21 protein-coding genes and 1 pseudogene are annotated in these 22,057 nt (G+C 71.6%); 8 read left to right on the top strand and 14 right to left on the bottom strand.

The window, feature by feature from the left end; all coding sequences use genetic code 11:
* Positions 1 to 36 precede the first annotated feature (36 nt).
* Together GA0070604_RS01345 and GA0070604_RS01340 are read left to right on the top strand one after the other, a co-directional pair.
* Positions 37 to 909: an alpha/beta fold hydrolase gene (locus GA0070604_RS01345; RefSeq protein ID WP_091112802.1), complete on the top strand. Its 873-nt coding sequence runs from the start codon at positions 37 to 39 to the stop codon at positions 907 to 909.
* A gap of 68 nt (positions 910 to 977) precedes the next feature.
* Positions 978 to 1,580: a DUF1707 SHOCT-like domain-containing protein gene (locus tag GA0070604_RS01340; RefSeq protein WP_091112798.1), complete on the top strand. Its 603-nt coding sequence runs from the start codon at positions 978 to 980 to the stop codon at positions 1,578 to 1,580.
* A gap of 33 nt (positions 1,581 to 1,613) precedes the next feature.
* On the opposite strand, the gene GA0070604_RS01335 is transcribed toward GA0070604_RS01340, so the two are convergent.
* Positions 1,614 to 2,159: a carboxymuconolactone decarboxylase family protein gene (locus tag GA0070604_RS01335; protein WP_091112795.1), complete on the bottom strand. Its 546-nt coding sequence runs from the start codon at positions 2,157 to 2,159 to the stop codon at positions 1,614 to 1,616.
* 65 nt (positions 2,160 to 2,224) lie between these two features.
* Between GA0070604_RS01335 and GA0070604_RS01330 the strand changes: the two genes are divergently transcribed.
* Entirely contained in the window at positions 2,225 to 2,695 is a 471-nt protein-coding gene (locus GA0070604_RS01330) for a MarR family winged helix-turn-helix transcriptional regulator (RefSeq protein ID WP_091112792.1), read from the top strand.
* 94 nt (positions 2,696 to 2,789) lie between these two features.
* A pseudogene (locus GA0070604_RS34200) lies at positions 2,790 to 3,077 on the top strand (sigma factor); the annotation flags it as partial.
* Positions 3,078 to 3,395: 318 nt separating this feature from the next.
* Here GA0070604_RS34200 and GA0070604_RS01320 read toward each other — a convergent pair.
* From GA0070604_RS01320 to GA0070604_RS32220, 3 genes are all read right to left on the bottom strand, one after another.
* The gene (locus GA0070604_RS01320; protein ID WP_091112789.1) at positions 3,396 to 3,584 is read right to left on the bottom strand and encodes a DUF397 domain-containing protein; all 189 of its coding nucleotides are present in this window, start codon (positions 3,582 to 3,584) and stop codon (positions 3,396 to 3,398) included.
* Positions 3,575 to 4,381 (bottom strand): helix-turn-helix domain-containing protein, encoded by an 807-nt coding sequence (locus GA0070604_RS01315; RefSeq protein ID WP_091112785.1) that lies wholly within the window; start codon positions 4,379 to 4,381, stop codon positions 3,575 to 3,577. Before GA0070604_RS01315 ends, GA0070604_RS01320 begins: the two co-directional genes overlap by 10 nt.
* 196 nt (positions 4,382 to 4,577) lie before the next feature.
* Positions 4,578 to 4,718 carry a hypothetical protein gene (locus GA0070604_RS32220; protein WP_167363364.1) on the bottom strand — a complete coding sequence of 47 codons (141 nt, stop codon included), beginning with the start codon at positions 4,716 to 4,718 and terminating at the stop codon, positions 4,578 to 4,580.
* A 75-nt stretch (positions 4,719 to 4,793) separates the two neighbouring features.
* Between GA0070604_RS32220 and GA0070604_RS01310 the strand changes: the two genes are divergently transcribed.
* Positions 4,794 to 5,000 carry a hypothetical protein gene (locus GA0070604_RS01310; protein WP_091112782.1) on the top strand — a complete coding sequence of 69 codons (207 nt, stop codon included), beginning with the start codon at positions 4,794 to 4,796 and terminating at the stop codon, positions 4,998 to 5,000.
* On the opposite strand, the gene ccsB is transcribed toward GA0070604_RS01310, so the two are convergent.
* The 6 genes from ccsB to hemL all read right to left on the bottom strand — a co-directional run bounded on the left by ccsB (position 4,993) and on the right by hemL (position 11,088).
* Positions 4,993 to 5,985 carry a c-type cytochrome biogenesis protein CcsB gene (gene ccsB / locus GA0070604_RS01305; RefSeq protein WP_091112779.1) on the bottom strand — a complete coding sequence of 331 codons (993 nt, stop codon included), beginning with the start codon at positions 5,983 to 5,985 and terminating at the stop codon, positions 4,993 to 4,995. The genes GA0070604_RS01310 and ccsB overlap by 8 nt on opposite strands.
* Positions 5,985 to 7,604, bottom strand: coding sequence for a cytochrome c biogenesis protein ResB (resB, locus tag GA0070604_RS01300; protein WP_091112775.1), 1,620 nt, complete (start codon positions 7,602 to 7,604; stop codon positions 5,985 to 5,987). The genes ccsB and resB overlap by 1 nt, the downstream gene beginning before the upstream one ends.
* The gene (locus GA0070604_RS01295; protein ID WP_091112771.1) at positions 7,604 to 8,464 is read right to left on the bottom strand and encodes a cytochrome c biogenesis CcdA family protein; all 861 of its coding nucleotides are present in this window, start codon (positions 8,462 to 8,464) and stop codon (positions 7,604 to 7,606) included. Before GA0070604_RS01295 ends, resB begins: the two co-directional genes overlap by 1 nt.
* A complete protein-coding gene (locus GA0070604_RS01290) occupies positions 8,464 to 9,039 on the bottom strand; it encodes a TlpA family protein disulfide reductase (protein ID WP_091112767.1) in 576 nt (191 codons plus the stop codon). Before GA0070604_RS01290 ends, GA0070604_RS01295 begins: the two co-directional genes overlap by 1 nt.
* Positions 9,039 to 9,686 (bottom strand): histidine phosphatase family protein, encoded by a 648-nt coding sequence (locus GA0070604_RS01285; protein WP_091112765.1) that lies wholly within the window; start codon positions 9,684 to 9,686, stop codon positions 9,039 to 9,041. The genes GA0070604_RS01290 and GA0070604_RS01285 overlap by 1 nt, the downstream gene beginning before the upstream one ends.
* A gap of 64 nt (positions 9,687 to 9,750) precedes the next feature.
* The gene (hemL, locus tag GA0070604_RS01280) at positions 9,751 to 11,088 is read right to left on the bottom strand and encodes a glutamate-1-semialdehyde 2,1-aminomutase (protein ID WP_091112761.1); all 1,338 of its coding nucleotides are present in this window, start codon (positions 11,086 to 11,088) and stop codon (positions 9,751 to 9,753) included.
* Positions 11,089 to 11,246: 158 nt separating this feature from the next.
* Between hemL and GA0070604_RS01275 the strand changes: the two genes are divergently transcribed.
* Positions 11,247 to 11,579, top strand: a complete 333-nt coding sequence (locus GA0070604_RS01275; protein ID WP_091112758.1) for an STAS domain-containing protein — start codon at positions 11,247 to 11,249, stop codon at positions 11,577 to 11,579.
* 103 nt (positions 11,580 to 11,682) lie between these two features.
* On the opposite strand, the gene GA0070604_RS01270 is transcribed toward GA0070604_RS01275, so the two are convergent.
* Positions 11,683 to 13,275, bottom strand: a complete 1,593-nt coding sequence (locus tag GA0070604_RS01270) for an ABC transporter permease (protein WP_091112755.1) — start codon at positions 13,273 to 13,275, stop codon at positions 11,683 to 11,685.
* Positions 13,272 to 14,174 carry an ABC transporter ATP-binding protein gene (locus GA0070604_RS01265; RefSeq protein WP_091112752.1) on the bottom strand — a complete coding sequence of 301 codons (903 nt, stop codon included), beginning with the start codon at positions 14,172 to 14,174 and terminating at the stop codon, positions 13,272 to 13,274. The genes GA0070604_RS01270 and GA0070604_RS01265 overlap by 4 nt, the downstream gene beginning before the upstream one ends.
* Before the next feature lie 96 nt (positions 14,175 to 14,270).
* Between GA0070604_RS01265 and GA0070604_RS01260 the strand changes: the two genes are divergently transcribed.
* Positions 14,271 to 14,777: a GbsR/MarR family transcriptional regulator gene (locus GA0070604_RS01260; RefSeq protein ID WP_091112749.1), complete on the top strand. Its 507-nt coding sequence runs from the start codon at positions 14,271 to 14,273 to the stop codon at positions 14,775 to 14,777.
* Between the two features lie 4 nt (positions 14,778 to 14,781).
* Here GA0070604_RS01260 and GA0070604_RS01255 read toward each other — a convergent pair whose 3' ends face one another.
* Both GA0070604_RS01255 and GA0070604_RS01250 read right to left on the bottom strand, forming a co-directional pair.
* Positions 14,782 to 15,339 (bottom strand): response regulator, encoded by a 558-nt coding sequence (locus tag GA0070604_RS01255; protein WP_091112746.1) that lies wholly within the window; start codon positions 15,337 to 15,339, stop codon positions 14,782 to 14,784.
* On the bottom strand, positions 15,336 to 19,700 hold the full coding sequence (locus tag GA0070604_RS01250; protein WP_091126827.1) for a HAMP domain-containing protein: 4,365 nt from the start codon (positions 19,698 to 19,700) through the stop codon (positions 15,336 to 15,338). Before GA0070604_RS01250 ends, GA0070604_RS01255 begins: the two co-directional genes overlap by 4 nt.
* Positions 19,701 to 19,926: 226 nt before the next feature.
* Here GA0070604_RS01250 and GA0070604_RS01245 point away from each other — a divergent pair, with 226 nt between their 5' ends.
* Positions 19,927 to 21,996: a SpoIIE family protein phosphatase gene (locus GA0070604_RS01245; RefSeq protein ID WP_091112742.1), complete on the top strand. Its 2,070-nt coding sequence runs from the start codon at positions 19,927 to 19,929 to the stop codon at positions 21,994 to 21,996.
* The last annotated feature ends 61 nt before the right edge of the window (positions 21,997 to 22,057 follow it).

Raw genomic sequence — 22,057 nt, 5'->3', positions numbered from 1 at the left:
GGGTAGTCGGGCGGCCGGAGCAGGGCGGGGGGCGACATGGGCGACGGACGGATGCCAGCGGGGTTCACCGAGCAGCGGGCCCGGGTCGGCGATGTGACGTGGAACTACGTCCGGGGCGGCCGGGGGCCCACGGTGGTGCTGCTCCACGGCTATCCGCAGTGCTGGCGGATGTGGCGGCACCTGCTGCCGGCGCTGGCGGAGTCGTACGAGGTGATCGCCCCCGACCTGCGCGGCTTCGGGGACAGCGACGCCCCACCCGGTGGGTACGACAAGAAGACCGTCGCCGCCGAGCTGCACGGGCTGCTCACCGGGCTCGGCCTGGCCGGGGAGATCCGACTGGTCGGCCACGACCTGGGCACCATGGTCGCGTACGCCTACGCCGCCGCCCACCCCGACTCGGTCGCCCGGCTGGCGCTGACCGAGGCGCCGATCCCCGACGAGAGCATCTACACCATCCCGGCGTTGACCGCCGCCGGCCCGGCGGTGTGGAACTTCGGCTTCTTCTCCGTCCCCAACGGCCTGCCGGAGCAGCTCGTCGCCGGCCGGGAGACGCTCTGGGTGGACCGTTTCAGCGACTCGATCATGGTCAACAAGGGCAGCCTCGGCCCGGACGACATCGAGGAGTACGCGCGGCACCTGCGTGACGAGGCGCACCTGCGCGCCAGCTTCGGCTACTTTCGGGCGTTCGGGCAGGACATCAAGGACAACGCGGCGTACCGGTCGACCCGGCTGCCGATGCCGGTGCTCGCCGTCGGCGCCCGGGCCAGTCTCGGCCCGCAGGTGGCCGACCAGGTACGCCGGTACGCCGACCAGGTCACCGGCGAGGTGGTCGAGGACTGCGGTCACTGGCTGTTCGAGGAGCGCCCGGCGGAGCTGGCCGCCCTGCTGCTGCCGTTCCTGCGCGGTTGACCCCACCGGCGGCCCGCTCGATCGACTTTCATGATCAACAAGCACCGGGGCAGGGGTAGGCTCAACGAGTGGAGATCGAACCTCGACGTGATCAGCCCGGACGGAAACCGAGCGAGGTGGAGCAGGAGGCCGCTGCGGCAGCGCTGCGCGAGGCGGTCGGCGACGGTCGGCTGACCCTTGAGGAGTTCAGCGACCGGATCGGGGCGGTCTGGGCGGCCGAGCGCACCGACGAGCTGGAGCAGGCGACCGCCGGGGTGGTGGGTCCACAGCCGGTCGGCAGCACTCACACCGTGTCGACCGTCGTTGCGTTCCTCGGTGACCAGCGGCGCGCGGGGCGGTGGCGGTTGCCCGCCCGACTACGTACGTTCAGCGTGCTGGGCGACGTTCACCTCGACCTGGGCACGGCCGTCTGCGCCGAGGACGTGGTGGAGATCAACGCATGGAACCTGATGGGTGACATCAACATCACGGTGCCCGACGGGGTGGACGTTGAACTTGCCGGGTTCGACCTGCTCGGCGACCGAGAGCTCCGGCTGGCCCCGGTGCCCCCGCTGCCGGGAACACCGCGGATCCGGGTCAGGGTGTACGCCCTGCTGGGCGATGTACACGTCCGCTCAACGAGCGCGGGCAAGGATGTGCCTGGCTGGCGCCGCTGGCTGGCCGGCCAGTAGCCTCCACCGGTCTCCGGGCAGGCCCCCACCTGGTTAGGCGTACGCGGCCAGCGGCGGGTCGATCGGCGCGGCGATGAGCCGGTTGGCGAAGGTGGAGATCGTGTACGTGCCGACGCCGAACACCACGTCCAGGGCGTGCCGGGGCTGCCAGCCGGCGGCGAGGAAGGCGTCCAGTTCGTCGTCGGGGACCGCGCCCCGGTGGTCGAGCACGGCCAGGGTGAACCGGCGCAGCGCCTCCAGCCGGGGCTCGGGCAGCTCCGCGCCGGCCCGCAGGGCGTCGATCAACTCCGGGGCGACGCCCTGGCGGGTGAGCATGGCGGTGTGCATGGCCACGCAGAGGTGGCACTCGTTGCGGGTGGCGACGGTGAACACCACCACCTCCCGGGCGACCGGGTCGAGGTCGGTGGACTCGAAGGTGGCAAGGGCGGCGAGGAAGCCCTTGAGCAGTTCGGGGGACTCGGCCATCTGGGCGACGGCGGTGGGCAGGTACCCCTGCTTGCGGTGCACGCCGGCCATGACCTGACGGGCGGCGGCGGGTGCGGTGTCGGGAGTGTGGGCGGTGAAGACCGGTCGGGACATGAGGCGGGACCCCTCGCGTAAGATAGTCAACGTGGTTGACGGAATAGTAAACGTGGTTGTCGAACATGGCAACTCCTGACCGCCCCGGCTTCGCGCTTCCCCTGCTCCTGCTCGCCGGCTTCCGTACGCTGATCGATGATCTGCACGCCGAGCTGGCCCGGCAGGGGCACCCCGACCTGCGCCCGGCCCACGGCTTCGTCCTCCAGGCGGTCGGCCCGACCGGCACCACCGCCTCCGACCTGGGCCAGCGCCTCGGCGTCTCCAAACAGGCGGCCGGCAAGACGGTCGACCGGCTGGTCGCGCTCGGCTATCTGCAACGCGCCGATGACCCCGCCGACGCCCGCCGCAAGCTGGTCCGGATGACGGAGAAGGGCATCGACGGGCTGCGCCGCTCCGCCGCCGTGTTCGACCAGCTCCGGGACCGCTGGGCGGCGACGCTCGGCACCGACCGGGTCGCGGCGCTGGAGGACGACCTGCGCCGGATGGCCCCGGCCGACGTCTTCCGCCTCGACGTCCCCGGCTGGTTCGGCGGGTGAGGACCGGTCCCGCCCCGGCGTGAACCCAAAACCCGGCCCACGGAGAGACACGGTGACAGATCACTCGTGGACGGGAGGTTCCTCGTGAGCCAGCATCGACAGACCGCGCCACCGTGCTGACGGTGGTCGGTGGCCGGGACGTCGACGACGCCACCGCCATCGCGGCGTCCCAGCAGGACGCCGAACAGTTCGGCCTGCTCTACGACCGGTACGCCGCCCAGCTCTACCGGTACGCGACCGCCGGGTCGGGCCGGAACTCGCCGAGGACGTGGTGGCCGACACCTTCCTCGCGGCGTTCCGCCGGCGCAGCACGTACGACCTGGCTCGCACCGACGCCCGACCCTGGTTCTTCGGCATCCTGGCCAGGGAGATCGCGCGCCGCCGCCGGGCCGAGGAGGCCCGCTGGCGGGCCCTGGGCCGGGCCGCCGACAGCGACATCGCCGAGGGCTTCGCCGACCGGGTCGCCGCGTCAGTCACCGCCTGGTCGACCCGCCGGCCGCTGGCCGAGGCGCTGCGCCGGCTCTCCTGCGGAGACGGCGTCAGTGCCTCCTGCGGCGGCCGGGACAGGGCACGGGGCCTGTCCCGGCCGTCGCGCCACGCGGTCAGTCCGAGTAGAGCCGGGCCGCTTTGCGTGCGGGCGCGACCCGGCGGATGCCACGAGCATGAGCGAGGCGTACGCGCCCCGGTCGACCGTCGCTGGTCAGCGGCTGCGGGCCGACGCCACGAAGGCCCGCCAGGCGCTCGGGGAGAAGGTCAGCACCGCGCCGGCAGGATCCTTCGAATCCCGTACGTGCACCCGGCCGGGCAGATTGTCGGCTACCTCGACACATGCGCCGCTGTCGTTGCCGCTCCGGGTGGACTTGCGCCAGTAAGCGCCGGTCAGGTCCATGGCTTCAAGATCTCCTCGATCAGGCCGATCGACTGCTGCCGGGGCAGCGCATCGCTACGCAGACTCTCCCACCGTCCGAGCAGCGTCGCCACCCCGTCGACGTCGTCGACCACCGTGCCGCCGATCTGGTTGTCGAGGAAGGCCATCCAGCCCCCGTCGGCCGAGCAGCCGAGGATGAACGGGCCGAGCAGGCCGGGATGCAGCCCGGTGCCCTGCGGCAGCACGTGCACGCTGACGTGCGGACGCCGGGCGCAGGCCAACAGGTGCCGGAGCTGACCCACCAGCACGTCCGTACCGTCCACGCCGAAGCGGCGCAGGGCCGACTCGTCGATGACGGCGGTCAGGTGGGGCGGGTCCTCCCGGTCGAGGATGGCCTGCCGGTCGAGTCGGGCCGTCACCATCTCCTCCACCCGGTCGGGAGTGAGGGTGGGGTCGAGCCGGAACACCGCCCGCGCGTAGTCGGCCGTCTGCAACAGGCCCGGCACCATCATCGCTGCGAAGCAACGCAACTGGGTGGCCTCCCGCTCCGCCTCCAGCCAGGGCCGGAACCACACCGGCTCCCGTTCCCGGCGGCCCAGCTCGCGAAGCGCGACGAAGAGCCCTCCGGTGTCGAAGACGTCGTCGGCGCGCTTCAGGAAGTCGAGTTTGGGCGTGGCGTTCCCCAGCTCGACGGCGGAGATCAACGACGTCGAGTAGTGGATACGGCGGCCGTACTCCTCCTGGCTCAACCCGGCCGCGACCCGCGCCCGGCGGAGCTGGGAACGGATCAACGCCGCTGCCGACACCTGCTCGCCCATCCGGCAACTCCCGTGGTCGGAGAAGAAGACGCCCGCCGCGCAGACGGACGAGACACGCCCGCGTCGGACGGTAGCGACCCGGGAGCGCTCTGTCAGCCCCGCCGCCCGTGCCGTGGAAGAGAAGTGGAGAAACCACCCTCTACGCTGTAGAGCACGTGAAGGTGCCGCCCGGCGGCCGGCCGGTCCGGGATGTCCGTCAGTCCGAATAGAGCCGGGCCGCGTCGACGAGGACGACGTCGGGCCGGTCCGCGGCTGCTCGCCATAGGTCGTCGGTGAATCCCTCCCCGCTCGCCAGCAGCAGGCGGGTGCGGGTGGCGTCAATCCCGGGACGGCGCATTTCATAGAACTACAGTTCTTAGAAATGTAGTTCTACATTTTGCGCCCAGGCGTGATCCGGCAGATGCTATGCGGCATGGATGACGCGTACGTGGTGGGCGACCCGGACGGACTCAGCCCCCTCCAGGCCGAGATCCGGGACGTGGTGGCCCGCGAGTTGCACGCGCAGCTGGCCATGCGGGCCGAACGGATCGAGCTGGCCGACGTCCCCGAGATCGCCTATCAGGTGACGCTCGGCGTCGACCGGGTGCTCACCGGCCGACGCCGGACCAGGATCAGTTGACGCCGGCGTACGAATGCAGGCCGGTGAAGAAGAAGTTGACCCCGAACAGGTTCATCAGCATGGTCAGGAAGCCCAGGATCGAGATCCAGGTGGCCACGTTCCGCTTGACGCTCGGGGTCGCCCGGGCGTGCAGGTAGCCGGCGTACACCACCCAGGAGATGAACGCCCAGGTCTCCTTCGGGTCCCAGCCCCAGGCCCGGCCCCAGGCCGCCTCGGCCCAGATCGCCCCGGCGATCACCGCGAACGTGAAGATCGGAAACGCGAAGGCGTGCAGGGTGAAGGTCAGCCGCTCCAGGCCGGCCGCTGCCGGCAGCCGGCGGCCCAGGGTGTACGGGAAGCTCCGCCGGCCCTGCTCCCAGCCGGCCCGCATCAGGTACGTCGCGGCCGGCACCACGCCGATCAGGAAGATGCCGGAGGAGAAGATGATCGTCGACACGTGGATGATGAACCAGTACGACTTAAGCGCCGGCATCAGCGGCGTGACCTGCACATAGAGCTTCAGCTCGGCGAACGCCAGCAGCAGCACCATGACCAGGGTCAGGAAGAGCCCGAGCCGGCGCAGTTGCGGGCGCTTCCAGAGCAGCGCCAGCCAGGCCCCGGCCCCGATCCAGGTGACCGTCAGCACGTACTCGTACATGTTGCCCCAGGGCATCCGCTCGGCGGCGAGGCCCCGGGTGAACACCGCGCCCAGGTGCAGCACCACGGCGAGCGCGGTGACCCAGCCGGCGATCTGCCCCGCCAGCGCGCCCCGCGCGGCCGGGCGGGCGGGCCGGGTCTCGGCCGGGGTGGCGGGCGACGCCGGCACCGCCTCACCGGTGCCACCGGCACCGCCGACACCAGCGCCGACCAGCTCGCGGGCCGGGGCGGCGACCTTCGCCGACACCGCCCGGGCGTTGCCCAGCGCGTACTCGACGGCGTGGCAGATCATCGCGACCAGGTACGCCAGGATCGCGTACGTGACCAGCTGGTCGGAGAGTGCGGACATCAGTCGTCTCCTTCTCGCGCCCGCCGGTCGTCTCGCCCGTCGTCGCTGACCGCGGCGACGAGCTGCGCGAACTCGTCGGCGAACCCCGGATGCTCGGTGCGCGGCAGCCCACCGGCCTCCACCAAGCTACTACCGACCGTCGGAGATCCACCCTCGGGGGGCGAAACCCGGAACCAGACCCGCCGCCGCCGGGCGAAGAGGGAACCCATCAGGCCGAGCAGCAGCGTCACGCAGGCGCCGAGCATCAACGTCTGCCCGGGGGCGTACCGCACGGCGATGGTGATGTACGGCTCGGTGCCGAGGAACTCCAGCGTGCTGCCGTCGTCCAGGGTCCACTTCTCGCCCAGGCCCAGCTTCTTGTCGCCGACCTGCTTGAGCTTGCCGTTGTCGATCTGCCGCTGGTCCAGCTTGTAGACCGACCCGGGGATGCCGGCGTCCATCCCGAGGTTGCCCCGGTACGCGGCCAGCACCACCGCCGGGTTGCGTTCCTCGGGGAACTGGGACGAGACGAACGGCGCGCGGTCCGGGGCGGTGGGCAGGTAGAGACCGTCGAAGGCCACCTGCTGGTCGGCGGCGCGGGTGCCGGTCTTCGGGTCGACGTTCGCGTCCGGGAACACGGCGACGCCCTCTTCGGTCGCGTTCGGGTCGCCGGTGCGCAGGAAGGGCGTCGTGCTGGTCTGGCTGCGGCCGTACCTGTCGGTGTACTTCAGGACCGGTGCGTATCCGTTGCCGAGCAGGTAGACGTTGGCCGAGCCGAGTCGCAGCGGCGAGTTGACCGAGAAACCGGCGGTCCGCTTCGACCCGTCGGGCTCGTCCACGGTCACCGTCGCCCAGAAGCGCGACGCCTGCCCGGACGGGAGGTAGTCCGCCTCGAACCGGTCGAGGGTGAGGCAGAACGGGGGCAGGTCGGCGCTGTCCACCCGGGGTCCGAGCGACGCCTCGGCGTACTGCTGGCGGGTGTTGCAGAAGGCGTTCTCCGCGCCCGACACCAGGATGCGGTTGCCGTGCCAGCCGTACCAGGAACCGACCGCGACTCCGAGCAGGACGGCGACCAGCGAGACGTGGAAGACCAGGTTGCCGGTCTCCTTGAGGTAGCCCTTCTCGGCGGAGACCTCGTTGTCGCGTACCGCGACCCGCCACCGGCGGCGGCGCAGCACGGCCGCGATCGCCTCGGGGTCGGCGGCGGCCGGCGCCTCCAGCACCGCGTGCTGCGGCAGCCGGTCGAGCCGCTTCGGCGCGGCCGGCGGCCGGCGACGCAGCGCCCGGACGTGGTCCCGGGCCCGGGGCAGGATGCAGCCGACCAGCGAGGTGAAGAGCAGCAGGTAGATCGCGGAGAACCAGACCGAGCCGAACACCTCGAACATGCCGAGCTGGTCGAGCCGGGGGGCCAGGTCGGGGTGGTCGAGGAACCACTGGTTGACCTTCTCCGGGTTGACCCCGCGTTGCGGCAGCACCGAGCCCGGGATGGCGGCGACCGCGAGCAGGAAGAGCAGGATCAGCGCGGTACGCATGCTGGTGAGCTGCCGCCACGAGTTGCGCAGCAGGGCGAGCACCGGGTTGACCCGTCGCCGGGGCGCTCCGGCGGGCGGCGCGGAGGGCCGGTCGTCCACCGTCGTCATCAGATGCTCACCTCGCCCGGGCCCACGTGCGTCTTCAACCAGATCACGAAGTCCTGCCAGCCGCCGGTGACCAGCGCCAGGCCGATCAGGATCAACAGCACGCCACCGATCCGGGTGACCCAGCGACTGTTGCGCCGGACCGCGCGGAACACCCCGAGCAGGCGGTGGAAGCCCAGCCCGAAGACGACGAACGGTGTCCCCAGCCCCAGGCAGTACGCCACGGCGAGCAGCACCGCCCGGTCGGTCTTGCCCTCCGCGGCCGCCATGCCGAGCACCGCGCCGAGCGTCGGGCCGGTGCAGGGCACCCAGCTCAGCGCGAAGACCGCGCCGAGGACCGGTGCGCCGAGCAGGCCGGCGGCGGGCAGCCGCTGGATCCGGAACTCGCGCTGCAGGCCGGGAATCACCCCGAGGTAGCTGAGCCCGAGCACCACGATCAGCACGCCGATGACGATTTCCAGCGTGCGTTGATGCTGGAAGAACACCCGGCTGATGCCGGAGACCAGGATCGCGGTGGTGACGAAGACGGCGGTGAAGCCGGCGATGAAGAGCAGCGTGCCGGCGAGCACCCGGCCCTTCACGGCGGCCGGCGGCCGGGCCGGGGGCGCGGCGACGGCGACTCCGCCACTCCCGTTGGTGTTAGCAGGGGCCCCTTCCTCTACCGGAGGCGTTAACAGGGGGCCCTTCCTTGCAGCCCGGCCTTCGAGGTCGGCGCCGGCCAGACCCGTGACGTAGGAGAGGTAGCCGGGCATCAGCGGGAGCACGCAGGGCGAGAGGAAGCTGACCAGCCCGGCGAGCGCCGCCGCGCCGACGGCCAGCAGCAGCGGGCCGGACTCGGCGAGTTGGCGGAACGTCTCGCCCATCAGCGGGATCCGTGGGGCGCCGGTTGCTCCGCGGCGATCCGCTCGACGATCGGTCGCAGCTCGTCCTGGGTGACGGCCCTGCGGATCACCACCGCGATGCGGCCGTCCCGGTCGAGCACGACCGTCGCCGGGGTGGTGTTCGGCGGGATGTCGAAGTTGAGCGCCTGCCGGCTGGCCGGGTCGAAGATGCTCGGGTAGGTGACCCGGCCCTCCTCGAAGGCGATCGCCTTGTCCTTGCCGTCCTGCACGTTGATGCCGAGGAAGGTCACCCCGGACGCCTTGGTGGCCTGGTAGGTGGCCTCCAGGTCGTCTGCCTCGGCCCGGCACGGCGCGCACCAGGAGCCCCAGAAGTTGACCACGACCACCTGCCCGCGGTCGCGGGAGACGTCGTAGCTGCCGCCGGTGAGCAGCTCACCGCTCACCTTCGGAGTCTTCGACCGCTGGTCGGGGGCGCAGGTGATGGTGAGGCCGTCGCTCGTGCACCGGCTTTCCTGGCTGCCGGAGGAGCAGCCGACCAGCGCCGCACCGGCGGTGGCGGCGGCGAGCAGTGCGGTCAGGCTCCTCCGGCTGCGCATCAGGCCCCCTTGGCCGTCCGCGCGGTCGCCGACATCGCGATCAGGTGGGCCGCCGGCTCGGAGTAGCCGATGCCGGCGATCTTGGCGCCGTCGAAATGGAACGAGGTGAGGCTGGCCAGCCCGCACTGCCGCTTACGCGGGTCGTGCCAGAGCCGCTTACGCTCGACGTACCGGCGCAGGGTCCAGATCGGGAGCTGGTGGGAGACCAGCACGGCCTCGCGCCCCTCGGCGGCGATCCGGGCGGCGTGCAACGCGGCGAACATCCGCTCGGCGATGGCCTGGTACGCCTCGCCCCAGGACGGGGTGAGCGGGTCGCGCAGCACCCACCAGTTACGCGGGTCGCGGAACGAGCCGTCGCCCGGCGAGACCTTCTTGCCCTCGAACCAGTTGGCGCTCTCGATCAGCCGCTCGTCCACCCCGACCGGCAGGCCGAAGTGCCCGGCGATCGGCTCGGCGGTCTGCTGCGCGCGTTCCAGCGGGCTGGCCACCACGTGCACCACGGTCTTGTCGGCGAGCGCCTGGGCGGCGGCCTTGGCCATCTGGACGCCCAGCTCGGAGAGACGGAAACCGGGCAACCTGCCGTAGAGGATGCCGTCCGGGTTGTGCACCTCGCCGTGCCGCAGCACGTGGACCACCGTCTCGCTCACGACTGCGTTCCCTTCGTTCGCGGCTGCGGGGCTCGCAGACCCGGCTCGCTCCTCACGCTCACCGCTACCCCCCGTGTCCCGCCGCTGCTGCCGCCGTCGCCGCACCCGGCAGGGCGTCGGCGATCTGTTCCAGGGCGGCGTCGTCGATCGCCGCCGACACGAACCACGCCTCGAACGCGCTCGGCGGCAGGTAGACCCCGGCGGCGAGCATCGCGTGGAAGAACGCCTTGAACGCGGGCACCTGCTGGGTGCGGGCGCTGTCGTAGTCGACCACGTCGGCGTCGGTGAAGAAGATCGAGAACATGTTGCCCGCGTACGACATGCGGTGCGGCACCCCGGCGGCGGCCAGCGCGTCGGCGGCGAGCTTGCTCACCACGGCGGCCGTCTCGTCGAGCTTCCGGTAGAGCGCGTCGTCGGCGAGGCGGAGCGTGGCCAGGCCGGCGGCGCAGGCCAGCGGGTTGCCGGAGAGGGTGCCGGCCTGGTAGACCGGGCCGGCCGGGGCCAGCTTCGCCATGATCTCCGCGCGCCCGCCGAACGCCGCCGCGGGCAGGCCACCGCCCATGACCTTCCCGTACGTCCACAGGTCGGCGTCGGACGGGTCGAGGCCGTGCCAACCGGCGCGGGAGACCCGGAACCCGGTCATCACCTCGTCGACGATGAGCAGCGCGCCGTACGCGTGGGCGATCCGGGCGAGGTGCTGATTGAAGCCGTCACGCGGGGCGACCACGCCCATGTTGCCGGCGGCCGCCTCGGTGATGATCGCGGCGATGTGCTGGCCCTCGGCGGCGAAGGCCGCCTCCACGGCGGCGAGGTCGTTGTACGGCAGCACGATGGTGTCGCCAGCGGCGGCGCCGGTCACGCCGGGCGAGTCGGGCAGGCCGAAGGTGGCCACGCCGGAGCCGGCGGCGGCGAGCAGCGCGTCCGAGTGCCCGTGGTAGCAGCCGGCGAACTTGATGATCTTGGCGCGGCCGGTGAAGCCACGGGCCAGCCGGATCGCCGACATGGTCGCCTCGGTGCCCGAGTTGACCAGCCGGATCTGCTCCACCGGGGTCCGCGCGATGATCTCCTCCGCCAGGTCGACCTCACCCGGTGTCGGGGTGCCGAAGCTGGTGCCGAGCGCGGCGGCCTCCCGCAGCGCCTCGACCACCGCCGGGTGGGCGTGGCCGAGGACCAGCGGCCCCCAGGAGCAGACCAGGTCGACGTAGCGGCGACCGTCCGCGTCGAACAGCCAGGGACCCTCCCCCCGCACCATGAAACGCGGGGTGCCGCCGACGGCACGGAACGCGCGCACAGGAGAATTCACCCCGCCGGGCACGATGGCCTTGGCGCGGTCGAACAGGGCCTCGGAGGCCGGAGCGCCGGCCGGGTACCGGCCGGATCCGGCGGAAAAAGTATCGCTCACGATGCCGCCATTGTGTCAGCGTCGGGCGGCTGACCGGCAGCCACCCCGCTTCGGGGGTTACCAGGCTCACGCTCGGCCCGTTTGGCCGCTCCGGCGCGGCACGGCAGGGGGCGGTGGCTCGGCGGGCCGGGTGGTCGAGATCGCGATAGGCTGACCGGGTGGATCGTGCCGAACTGTCCATCACGGTACACCGGACGGGCGACGAAGCCGTGCTTCGCCTCGCCGGTGAGATCGACATGCTCACGGCCACCCAGCTGTCGACTGTCGTCAATGAGGTGCTGGCCGATCCTCCACCGCGCATCGTGCTCGACCTGGGCGGGGTGACCTTCTGCGACTCACAGGGCCTCGGCACCCTGGTGGTGCTCAGCCGCAAGGCCAGCCACGCGCAGAGCCTGCTGGTCCTGAGCAACGTCGGCGACTTCCTGCTCCGCGTCCTGGACATCACCGGCCTCCGCTCGGCCCTAATGATCCGCAACGAACCCACCCCCTAAACCACCCCCACCCCCACCCCACCCCCGCCCGCATTTGTTGATCAAGAGGTTTGCGTCTGCCGACGTGCGGTTCCTGACGCAAACCTCTTGATCAACGCCGAGGTCAGGTGGTGGGAAGGTCGCGGTGGTGGAAGGCGGTGAGGCCGGTCGCCGCCAGGGCCAGGGCCAGGGTGGCCAGGGCCCAGAGCGGGGTGGCGCTCCATCGCGGGCCGAGCACCTGCGGGGTGTGGGTGAACGGGGAGACGTCCAGCAGCCACTGGCTCAGCTTCAGCACCGCGCCGAGCTGGCCGAGCAGCACGCAGACCGCCAGGATCGCCCAGGCCATCGAGGCGAGCCGGGGCAGCAGACCGTAGAGCAGCACCGCGAGCCCGGCCAGCACCCAGGCCGCCGGCACCTGGGCCAGCCCGGCGCCGACCATCCGGGGCAGCTCGCGCGGCACGTCGTGCACGCTCAGCCCGTAGGTCAGGCCGGTGGCGAGGCCCACCACGGCCAGCACCACCACCGGCCCGAGCAGCGCGAACACCACGTGGGACAGCAGCCAGGTCGAGCGGTGCGTCCCGGTCGCCAGCAGCGGCTCGGCCCGCCCGTCGGTCTCCTCCGACCGCATCCGCAGCGCGGCCTGCACGCCGTACCCGGCCGCCGCCAGGCCGGCCAGGCTCAACGTCACACCGAGGTACGCGTCGGCCACGCCGGAGGCCCCGCCGATCCGGGACATGATCTCCTCCAGTTGGGCGTTGCCCTCAAGAGACCGGCCGGCGGCCTGCGCCGCCCCGCCGAGGATCAGCCCGAGCAGACCGAAGCCGACCGACCACCAGAGGATCTGCCCCCGGTGCAGCCGCCAGGCCAGCCCGAACGGCCCGGACAGGGCCCGGCCGGCGGTCCCCGGCCCCAGGCGGGGTGGCAGCAGGCCGGCGCCCAGGTCGCGGCGCACCGACAGCGGGTACGCGAGCGCGGCGAGCAGCACCGTCGCGGCCAGCGGCAGCGCCAGCACCCACCAGCGCTCCCCCTCGTACGCCCGCACCCGGGCCGCCCAGCCCAGCGGCGAGAGCCAGCTCGGCCAGTCGTGCGTGGCGGTGTCGCCGACGAGCCGGAGCCCGAAGGCGGCCCCGAGGACCGCGAGCGCGATCCCCCGCGCCCCGCCCGCCGTCTCGGTGAGCTGGGCGGCCAGCCCGCCGATGGTGGCGAAGACGATGCCGGTCAGCGCGGCGGCGAGGCCGTACGCGTACGAGCCGGCCGCCGGGAGCCCGGAGGCGACCAGCCCGGCCGCGGCGAGCAGGCCGAGCAGCAGGTCGGCCGCGTACGTCACGAGCAGCGCGGCGGTCAGCCCGGCGTGCCGCCCGAGCACCGTGCCGCCGAGCAGTTCCCGCCGGCCGACCTCCTCCTCTGTCCGGGTGTGCCGGATGACGGTGAGCAGGCTGGCCAGCGCGACGATCACCAGCAGGAACCCGGCGCGCTGGGCGGTGAACGCGCCGATGCTGTCGCCGTACACCGGGCCGAGCAGCGCGACGACCGACGGGTTGCGGGCGGTGCCGGTGGCGTACGCGGCCCGCTGGGCCTCGGTCGGGAACAGCCCGAAGAAGCTGGCCGCGTACGTCGCCGGCAGGACGGCGAGCAGCAGCACCCAGAGCGGGAGCGCGACGCGGTCCCGGCGCAGGATCAGCCGGGCCAGGTGACCGGTGCCGGTGAGCGTGGTCATGCCGGCACCTCGGCGGGCGTCGACCCGTAGTGGCGCAGGAAGAGCTGCTCCAGCGTCGGCGGCTGGCTGACCAGGCTGCGTACGCCCAGGTCGGTGAGCCGGCGCAGCGCGGTCTCCAGCGCGGCGGCGTCCACGTCGAAGCGCACCCGGTTGCCGTCCACCCGCAGGTTGTGCACGCCGGGCAGGTCGGCCAGCCCGTCCAGCGGGGCGACGATCTCGGCCTCGATCGAGGTGCGCTGGAGGTGGCGCAGTTCGTCGAGGGTGCCGGACTCGACGGCGACGCCGTTGCGGATGATCGTCACCCGGTCGCAGAGCGCCTCCACCTCGGCCAGGATGTGGCTGGAGAGCAGTACGGTGCGGCCGTCCTGCTTGGCCCGGCGCACCCAGTGCTGGAAGACCTCCTCCATCAGCGGGTCCAGCCCCGAGGTCGGCTCGTCGAGGATCAGCAGTTCGACGTCGGAGGCGAGCGCGGCGACCAGGCCGACCTTCTGCCGGTTGCCCTTCGAGTAGGCCCGACCCCGCTTGCGCGGGTCCAGCTCGAAGGACTCCAGGAGCTCGGCGCGGCGCTTCGGGTCGAGCCCGCCGCGCATCCGGCCGAGCAGGTCGATCACCTCGCCACCGGTGAGGGCCGGCCAGAGGGTGACGTCGCCGGGGACGTACGCGAGGCGGCGGTGCAGGGCGACGGCGTCGCGCCACGGGTCGCCGCCGAGCAGCCGGACGGTTCCCGCGTCGGCCCGCAGCAGACCGAGCAGCACCCGGATGGTGGTCGATTTGCCGGCGCCGTTGGGGCCCAGGAAGCCGTGCACCTCCCCGGCGCGGACGGTGAGGTCGAGTCCGTCGAGTGCCCGGGTCCGGCCGAAGTTCTTCACCAGGCCGGACACCTCAATGGGGGTTTCCATACTTCGGAAGCTACGCTCGTTTCACAAACTTGTGAAGATAGTGATGGTTGGTGCACCATCACTTTCACGCCTTTTTAACGCGAGGAGCCATCACCGATGCCTGACGAGCGCCGCCCGGACCGGAACGAGGAGGAGGTCCACCTCTTCGTCGAACGGATGGCGATGGCCTTCGCGGACGTCGGCTTTCCCCGGATGGCCGGCCGGGTGCTCTTCACCGTGATGAGCGCGGACGAGCCGCTCACCGCCGCCGAGATCGGCGAGCGGCTCGGGGTCAGCGCGGCCGCCGTCTCCGGCGCGGTCCGCTACCTGACCCAGTTCGCCATGCTGGTGCGCGAGCCGGTCAAGGGCTCCCGGCGGGACCGCTACCGGGTGCCGGACAACCCCTGGTACGAAGCCACCATCACCAAGACCGGCCTGTACAAGAACTTCATCGACATCGCCAACGGCGGCGTGGAGGCGCTGCTCGGGCGGGACACCCCGGCCGGCGAGCGGGTGTCCGAGATGCGGGACTTCTTCCTCTTCGTACAGGAGGAGATCGACGGACTCGGCGAGCGGTGGCGGGCCCGCCGGGCCGCGACCGGGCACGGCGGCTGGGCCGGCTGAGCGATCAGGCCGGGTTGCCCCAGCGGGCCTGCTCCAGGAGGTCCACCGCGCGGTCCCGGGACTCCGGGCCGTCGTCGGCGCGCAGCAGTGCCGTCGCCTCGTCCACCGCGTCGGTCAGCGCCCGCCACTGGGTTTCCCGCTCCCGCACCAGGTCCGACTGGGCGGCGAGCCGGCGGGTCTTCACCCACAGCTCCACGAAGACCGACACCTTGGCACGCAGCACCCACGGGTCGAACGGCTTGGTCAGGTAGTCGACCGCGCCGACCGCGTAGCCGCGCAGCGCGAGCTGGGCGTCCCGGTCCGCTGCGGTGAGGAAGATGATCGGTACGTGCCGGGTCCGCTCCCGCCGCTTGATGTGGGTGGCCGTCTCGAAGCCGTCCATGTCGGGCATCTGGGCGTCGAGGAGGATCACCGCGAAGTCGTCGACCAGGAGCTGCTTCAACGCCGCCTCGCCGCTCTCCACGGCGACCGACTGCACCGGAAGCCCCTGGAGGATCGCCTCCAGGGCCATGAGGTTCTCCCGCCGGTCGTCCACCAGCAGCGCCTTGGCCATCTGGGTCACGAGATCTCCTCGCCTCGGCTTCGGCCGATCCAGGACGCCATCAATTCGATCAGCTCGTCCAGGTCCACCGGCTTGGTGATGTAGTCGCTGCCGCCGGCCGTGATCGCCGACTCCCGGTCACCGGGCATCGCCTTCGCGGTCAGGAAGACGATCGGGAGGTCGGTGAAGCGATGGTTACGGCGGATCTGCCGGGTCGTCTCGTACCCGTCCTGGTCCGGCATCATCGCGTCCATCAGCACGATGTCCACCTCCGGATGCTCGGCGAGCTGGCGGACGCCGTCCGCCCCGTTGTCCGAGTACAACACGGTCATCCCATGTAGTTCCAACGCTGAGGTGAGCGCGAAGACGTTGCGGACGTCGTCATCGACGATCAGGACCGTCACGCCCTCCAGCCGACGGGTCGCCGGAGTCTCCTGCGGCTGGGGCAGCTCCATCGGCATGAGCAGCGACGACGGCAGGCCCGCGCGGCTCGGCGAGGGCGTCGCCGGCGCCACCACCGCGTCCGGTGCCAGCACGTCCGGTACGAAGAGAGTGAAGGTGGAGCCCTGCCCGGGCGCCGACGACACGGTGATCGTGCCGCCGAGCAGGCGGGCCAGGTCCCGGCTGATCGACAGGCCCAGCCCGGTGCCGCCGTACCGCCGGCTGGTCGTGCCGTCGGCCTGCTGGAACGCCTCGAAGATCAGCGACAGCTTGTCGTCCGAGACGCCGATGCCGGTGTCGATCACCGTGAACGCGATGACCCGCCGGGCGTTGGTCAACGCCGGCACGTCGAAGACCGCGTTCTCGGCGGCCGGCGCGATACGCAGCGTCACCGCACCGTTGTCGGTGAACTTCACCGCGTTGGAGAGCAGGTTACGCAGGATCTGCTGCAACCGCTGGGCATCGGTGACCAGCGCCGGCGGCAGGTCCTTGCTGATCCGTACCTGGAAGTCGAGGCCCTTCTCCTCCGCCTGCGGCGCGAACGCCTGCTCGACATAGCCGCGGATCTCCGAGAACCGGACCTCGGTCGGCTCCACGTCCATCCGGCCTGCCTCGATCTTGGACAGGTCGAGGATGTCGTCGATCAGGGAGAGCAGGTCCGACCCCGCGCTGTGGATCGTGCGGGCGAACTCGGTCTGCTTCGGCGTGAGGTTCTGGTCCGGGTTCTCCGCGAGCAGCCGGGCCAGCAGCAACAGCGAGTTCAGCGGCGTACGCAGCTCGTGGCTCATGTTCGCCAGGAACTCCGACTTGTACGCCGAGGCCCGGGTGAGCTGCTGCGCCTTGTCCTCCAGGCCGAGCCGGGCCAGTTCTATCTCCCGGTTCTGGGTCTCGATGTTGGCCTTCTGCTCCGACAGCAGCTTGGCCTTGTCCTCCAGCTCGGCGTTGGTGCGCTGGAGTTCCGCCGACTGCGCCTGCAACTCGTGCGCCAGCCGCTGTGACTGGGCCAGCAGCTCCTCCGTACGCCGGTTGGCCTGGATGGTGTTGACCGCGATGCCGATCGTGCCGACCAGCCGCTCCAGAAACGACAGGTGCAACTCGGAGAAGGTGGTCACGCCGGCGAACTCGATCACGCCGAGCAGCTCGCCCTCGAACAGCACGGGCAGCACCACCAGGTCGGCCGGGGGCGTCTCGGCGAGGCCGGAGCGCAACACCAGACGCCCGTCGGGCTGGGTGTTGACCCGGATGGTCCGCCGGGACAGGGCGGCCTGCCCGACCAGCCCCTCGCCCGGCCCGAAGGTGACGTCATGCCCCCGCGCCACGTACCCGTACGAGGCGGTGAGCCGCAGTCGCATACTCCCCTCGGAGCTGTCCACCAGGAAGAACGCGCCGAGCTGCGCGTCGACCAGCGGGGTTACCTCCATCATGATCATGCGGCAGACCTCGCCGAGGTCCCGCTGGCCCTGAAGCAGCCCGCCGATCCGCGCCAGGTTGGAGTCCAACCAGCCCTGCTCGGCGTTCTTCTTGGTCGTCTCCAGGAGCGTGACGATCATCTGGTTGATGTTGTCCTTCAGCTCGGCGACCTCGCCCTGTGCCTTGACGGCGATCCGCTGGGTCAGGTCGCCCCGGGTCACCGAGGTGGAGACCTGGGCGATCGCCCGGAGCTGGGTGGTGAGCGTCGAGGCGAGCTGGTTCACGTTCTCGGTCAGGTCCCGCCAGGTGCCGCTGACCCCCTTGACCTGCGCCTGGCCACCCAACTTCCCCTCGGTACCCACCTCACGGGCCACCCGGGTCACCTCGTCCGCGAACGACGAGAGCTGATCCACCATCGTGTTCACGGTGTTCTTCAGCTCCAGGATCTCGCCCTGGGCGTCGACGGTGATCTTCTGCGACAGGTCGCCCTTGGCGACGGCGGTGGTCACCGAGGCGATGTTGCGCACCTGCGACGTCAGGTTCGACGCCATCGAGTTCACGTTGTCGGTCAGGTCCCGCCAGGTGCCGGAGACCCCCTTGACCTGCGCCTGACCACCCAACTTCCCCTCGGTGCCCACCTCACGGGCCACCCGGGTCACCTCGTCCGCGAACGACGAGAGCTGATCCACCATCGTGTTCACGGTGTTCTTCAGCTCCAGAATCTCCCCCTGGGCGTCCACCGTGATCTTCTGCGACAGGTCACCCTTCGCCACCGCCGTCGAGACCTGGGCGATATTGCGCACCTGGCTGGTCAGGTTCGACGCCATCGAGTTCACGTTGTCGGTCAGGTCCCGCCAGGTGCCGGCGACCCCGCGTACCTGGGCCTGGCCACCGAGCTTGCCCTCGGTACCCACCTCACGGGCCACCCGGGTCACCTCGTCCGCGAACGACGAGAGCTGATCCACCATCGTGTTGACCGTGGACTTCAGCTCCAGGATCTCGCCCCGGGCGTCGACGGTGATCTTCTGCGACAGGTCACCCTTGGCCACGGCGGTGGTCACCGAGGCGATGTTGCGCACCTGCGACGTCAGGTTCGACGCCATCGAGTTCACGTTGTCGGTCAGGTCCCGCCAGGTGCCGGAGACCCCCTTGACCTGCGCCTGACCACCCAACTTCCCCTCGGTGCCCACCTCACGGGCCACCCGGGTCACCTCGTCCGCGAACGACGAGAGCTGATCCACCATCGTGTTCACGGTGTTCTTCAGCTCCAGGACCTCGCCCTGGGCGTCCACCGTGATCTTCTGCGACAGGTCACCCTTCGCCACCGCCGTCGAGACCTGCGAGATGTTCCGCACCTGGCTGGTCAGGTTGCCGGCGAGCTGGTTGACGTTCTCGGTGAGATCGCGCCAGGTGCCGGAGACGCCGCGTACCTGGGCCTGGCCGCCCAACTTCCCCTCGATGCCCACCTCACGGGCCACCCGGGTCACCTCGTCCGCGAACGACGACAGCTGATCCACCATCGTGTTCACGGTGTCCTTCAGCTCCAGGATCTCGCCCTGGGCGGCCACCGTGATCTTCTGGGAGAGGTCGCCCCGGGCCACCGCGGTGGAGACCTGGGCGATGTTGCGTACCTGCGCCGTCAGGTTCGACGCCATCGAGTTGACGCTGTCGGTCAGGTCCTTCCACGTGCCGGCGACGTTCGGCACCTCCGCCTGGCCGCCCAGGTTGCCCTCGGTGCCCACCTCGCGGGCCACCCGGGTCACCTGCTCGGCGAAGAGCCGCAGGGTGTCGGTGAGCGAATTGAAGGTGTGCGCCAGCTCGGCCACCTCGCCCATGGCCGACACGGTGATCTTCTGGGACAGGTCACCCTTCGCCACCGCCGCGGCCACCTGCGAGATCGACCGCACCTGGTACGTCAGGTTCGACGCCATGGTGTTCACCGAGTCGGTGAGGTCCTTCCAGGTGCCGGCGACCCCGCGTACGTCGGCCTGGCCACCGAGCTTGCCCTCGGTGCCCACCTCGCGGGCCACCCGGGTCACCTCGTTGGAGAAGGACGAGAGCTGGTCGACCATGGTGTTGACGGTGCGGCCGATGCGCAGGTACTCACCACGCAACGGGCGGCCGTCGATCTCCAGCGCCATGTGCTGGGACAGGTCGCCGTCGGCCACCGCCACGATCACCCGAGCGATCTCGGTGGCCGGCCGGCCCAGGTCGTCGATCAGCGAGTTGATCGCCCGCTGCCCCTCCGCCCACGAGCCGTCCAGGCCCTCGTCGTCGAGGCGTTCGGTGAGCCGGCCGTCCCGGCCGACGATCCGGCTGATCCGGCGCAGGTCCAGGTGCTGCCGCTCCTGGAGCGACACCACGTCGTTGAAGGCGTCGGCCACCTCGCCGGCCAGGCCGGCCCGCCGGGGCAACCGGACCTTGAGGTCGCCGCGTCGCACCCGACACAACGCCTCCACCAGTTCGCCGAGGAGCACCTCGTGATCGGAAGCGGACGAATCCGCGGCTACCGACTGTCTCGCCGTGGTCATCATTCCTCGCTCAGCTCGGGGCCGTCTGGCTCGTGCCGACACGTGGCCATCCCACCATTCTGCCCGCATCCCGTCGAGGTGACCGCCGACGAGCGCACGCCACGCCCGAGCGCCGCGCTCCCGGGAGCCGGCCGCCACGCTCCGCCGCTTCCGGGAACCGTGCTCCGGAGAGCCGCGATCGGCGGAGGGTTTGGCACCCGGGGCGGCGGCGGTGGAGGATACGAAGGTGTCAGCGGAGGCGGGGCCGGCGACGAACGGCGGCGCGGACGAACACGTCCGGCGGGTCCGGCTCCCTGCGGACCGGCGTACCCCGGCCGCGGCCCGAGCGCTGGTCCGGTCCGTGCTCGCCGAGGCGAACCTGGACGAACTGCTCGATGAGGCGCTGCTGCTCACCACCGAGCTGACCACCAACGCCGTGGAGCACGCGCGCACCGAGCTGGACATCGAGGTCGAAGCGGACACGGGGGGACTGACCGTCACGGTCACCGACTTCGCGGCCGGCCCGGTCGAGGACCTGGTGGTCGGCGTACGCAACGTCACCGCCGACATCACCGAGGTGGCCGAGCGGGGGCGCGGGCTGCTGCTGGTCGACCACTTCGCCAGCCGGTGGGGCACCACCTACCTGCCCACCGGGAAGGGCATCTGGTTCCGACTCGACCGGCACGACGTGGCACCCCCCGCCCGTAGCGTCACGGCCGAGCGGCCCACCACCGCCGTCGACCCGGGTGGGGCGGGGGACGGCACCCCGAGCGCTGCCGCGATGAGCGAGCTGATGCAGACCAACCCCGACCCGTACGCGGACGACCCGCTGCCGGAGTTCGCGACCGGGCTGCTGACCCGGCTCGCCGAGATGGTGGGCGCGGCCGGCGGCGTCGTCCGGCTGGACCGGGGCGACGGGCAGGGCAGCCAGTTGCTCGCCCGGTACGGCCGGCACCCCCGCGAGGGGAACGAACTGCTCCGGGTCCCGCTCGCCGTGCACCGCCCGTACACCGGTGAGCTGGAGCTGGACGCGGCACCCTCGGCGTACGCCCAGCCGCTGGCGGTGCTGGCCGCCGAACGGCTCTCGCTGCACCTGGAGAACGACCGACTGCGTCGGGCGGACGTCCGCCGGTCGACCTGGCTGACCTTCCTCGCCGAGGCGAGCGAACTTCTCGCCCAGTCCCTGGACGTCGAGCTGACCATGGCGCTCATCCCGCAGTTGGTGGTGCCCCGGCTCGGCCAGTGGTGCGCGGTGCACACCACCGACGAGTGGGGCCGGCTGCGGCTCGCCGCGTCCAGCCACGCCGACGAGTCGGTGCTGCCGCACCTGCACCGGGTGCTCAGGGAGACCGGGCCGGACTCGATCCAGGCCCGGCTGCGCGAGGCGTCGCGGAGCGCGGCGCAGGTGCCGCTGAGCGGGCCGATGGAGGGGTTCGCCGTACCGCTGATCGCCCGCGGGCAGCGGCTCGGCACCCTGGCCGTCGGCCGTCACCAGGGGCACCGGCACGATCCGGACGAGGTCTCGGTGCTGGAGGACGTGGCCCGGCGGGCCGCGCTCGCCATCGAGAACGCCCGCATCCACGCCGAGCGCCGGCGGGTCGCCCACACGCTCCAGCAGTCCCTGCTGCCGCCGGTGCTCCCGGTGGTCGAGGGCATCGGCTTCGCCGCCGAGTACGTCCCGACCGGCGGCGACGCCGAGGTCGGCGGCGACTTCTACGACGTGGTGCCGCTGCCGGACGGCCGCTGGCTGGTGGTAATCGGGGACGTCTCGGGCAAGGGCGTGCAGGCGGCGGCGGTGACCGGCCTGGTCCGGGACGTCATCCGGGTGCTGGCCGGTGACGGCAAGCCGCTGCCGGAGGTGCTGGTCCGGCTCAACGAGACGCTGGTCGAGCGGGGCAGCGGCCGTTACTGCACGCTGGCGCTGGCGGCGGTCGGGCCGGGCGACGGGGACCAGCTCGACGTCTCCCTGCACCTGGCCGGGCACGACCGCCCGGTGCTGCTGCACGGCGGCGGTGGCGCAGCCTTCGTCGGCACGGGTGGTACGGCGCTCGGGCTGCTCGACTCGATCACCACGCCGACAGCCGATTTCCCGCTCGACCCCGGCGACTCGCTGATCTTCTATACCGATGGGGTCACCGAGCGGCGGCGCGGCCGGGAACTCTTCGGCACCGAACGGCTGCGCGGGTCGGCGGCCCCGCTGGCCGGCTACTCGGCGGACGTGGTGGCCGCCCGACTGCGCGCCACGGCGATCGGCTTCTCGGTGGAGGCCCCCCGCGACGACATCGCCATCCTGGTGCTCCGCAACGACTCCCTCTGATCCCACCCACCCCGGGTCCGCCGGGCCCGCCGCGTTGATCAAGAGAGTCGCGTCTGGCACG

Origin of the sequence: Micromonospora eburnea (assembly GCF_900090225.1) — a bacterium.
Taxonomy (GTDB): Bacteria; Actinomycetota; Actinomycetes; order Mycobacteriales; family Micromonosporaceae; genus Micromonospora; species Micromonospora eburnea.
This window is presented reverse-complemented; position numbering and strand designations above follow the sequence as displayed.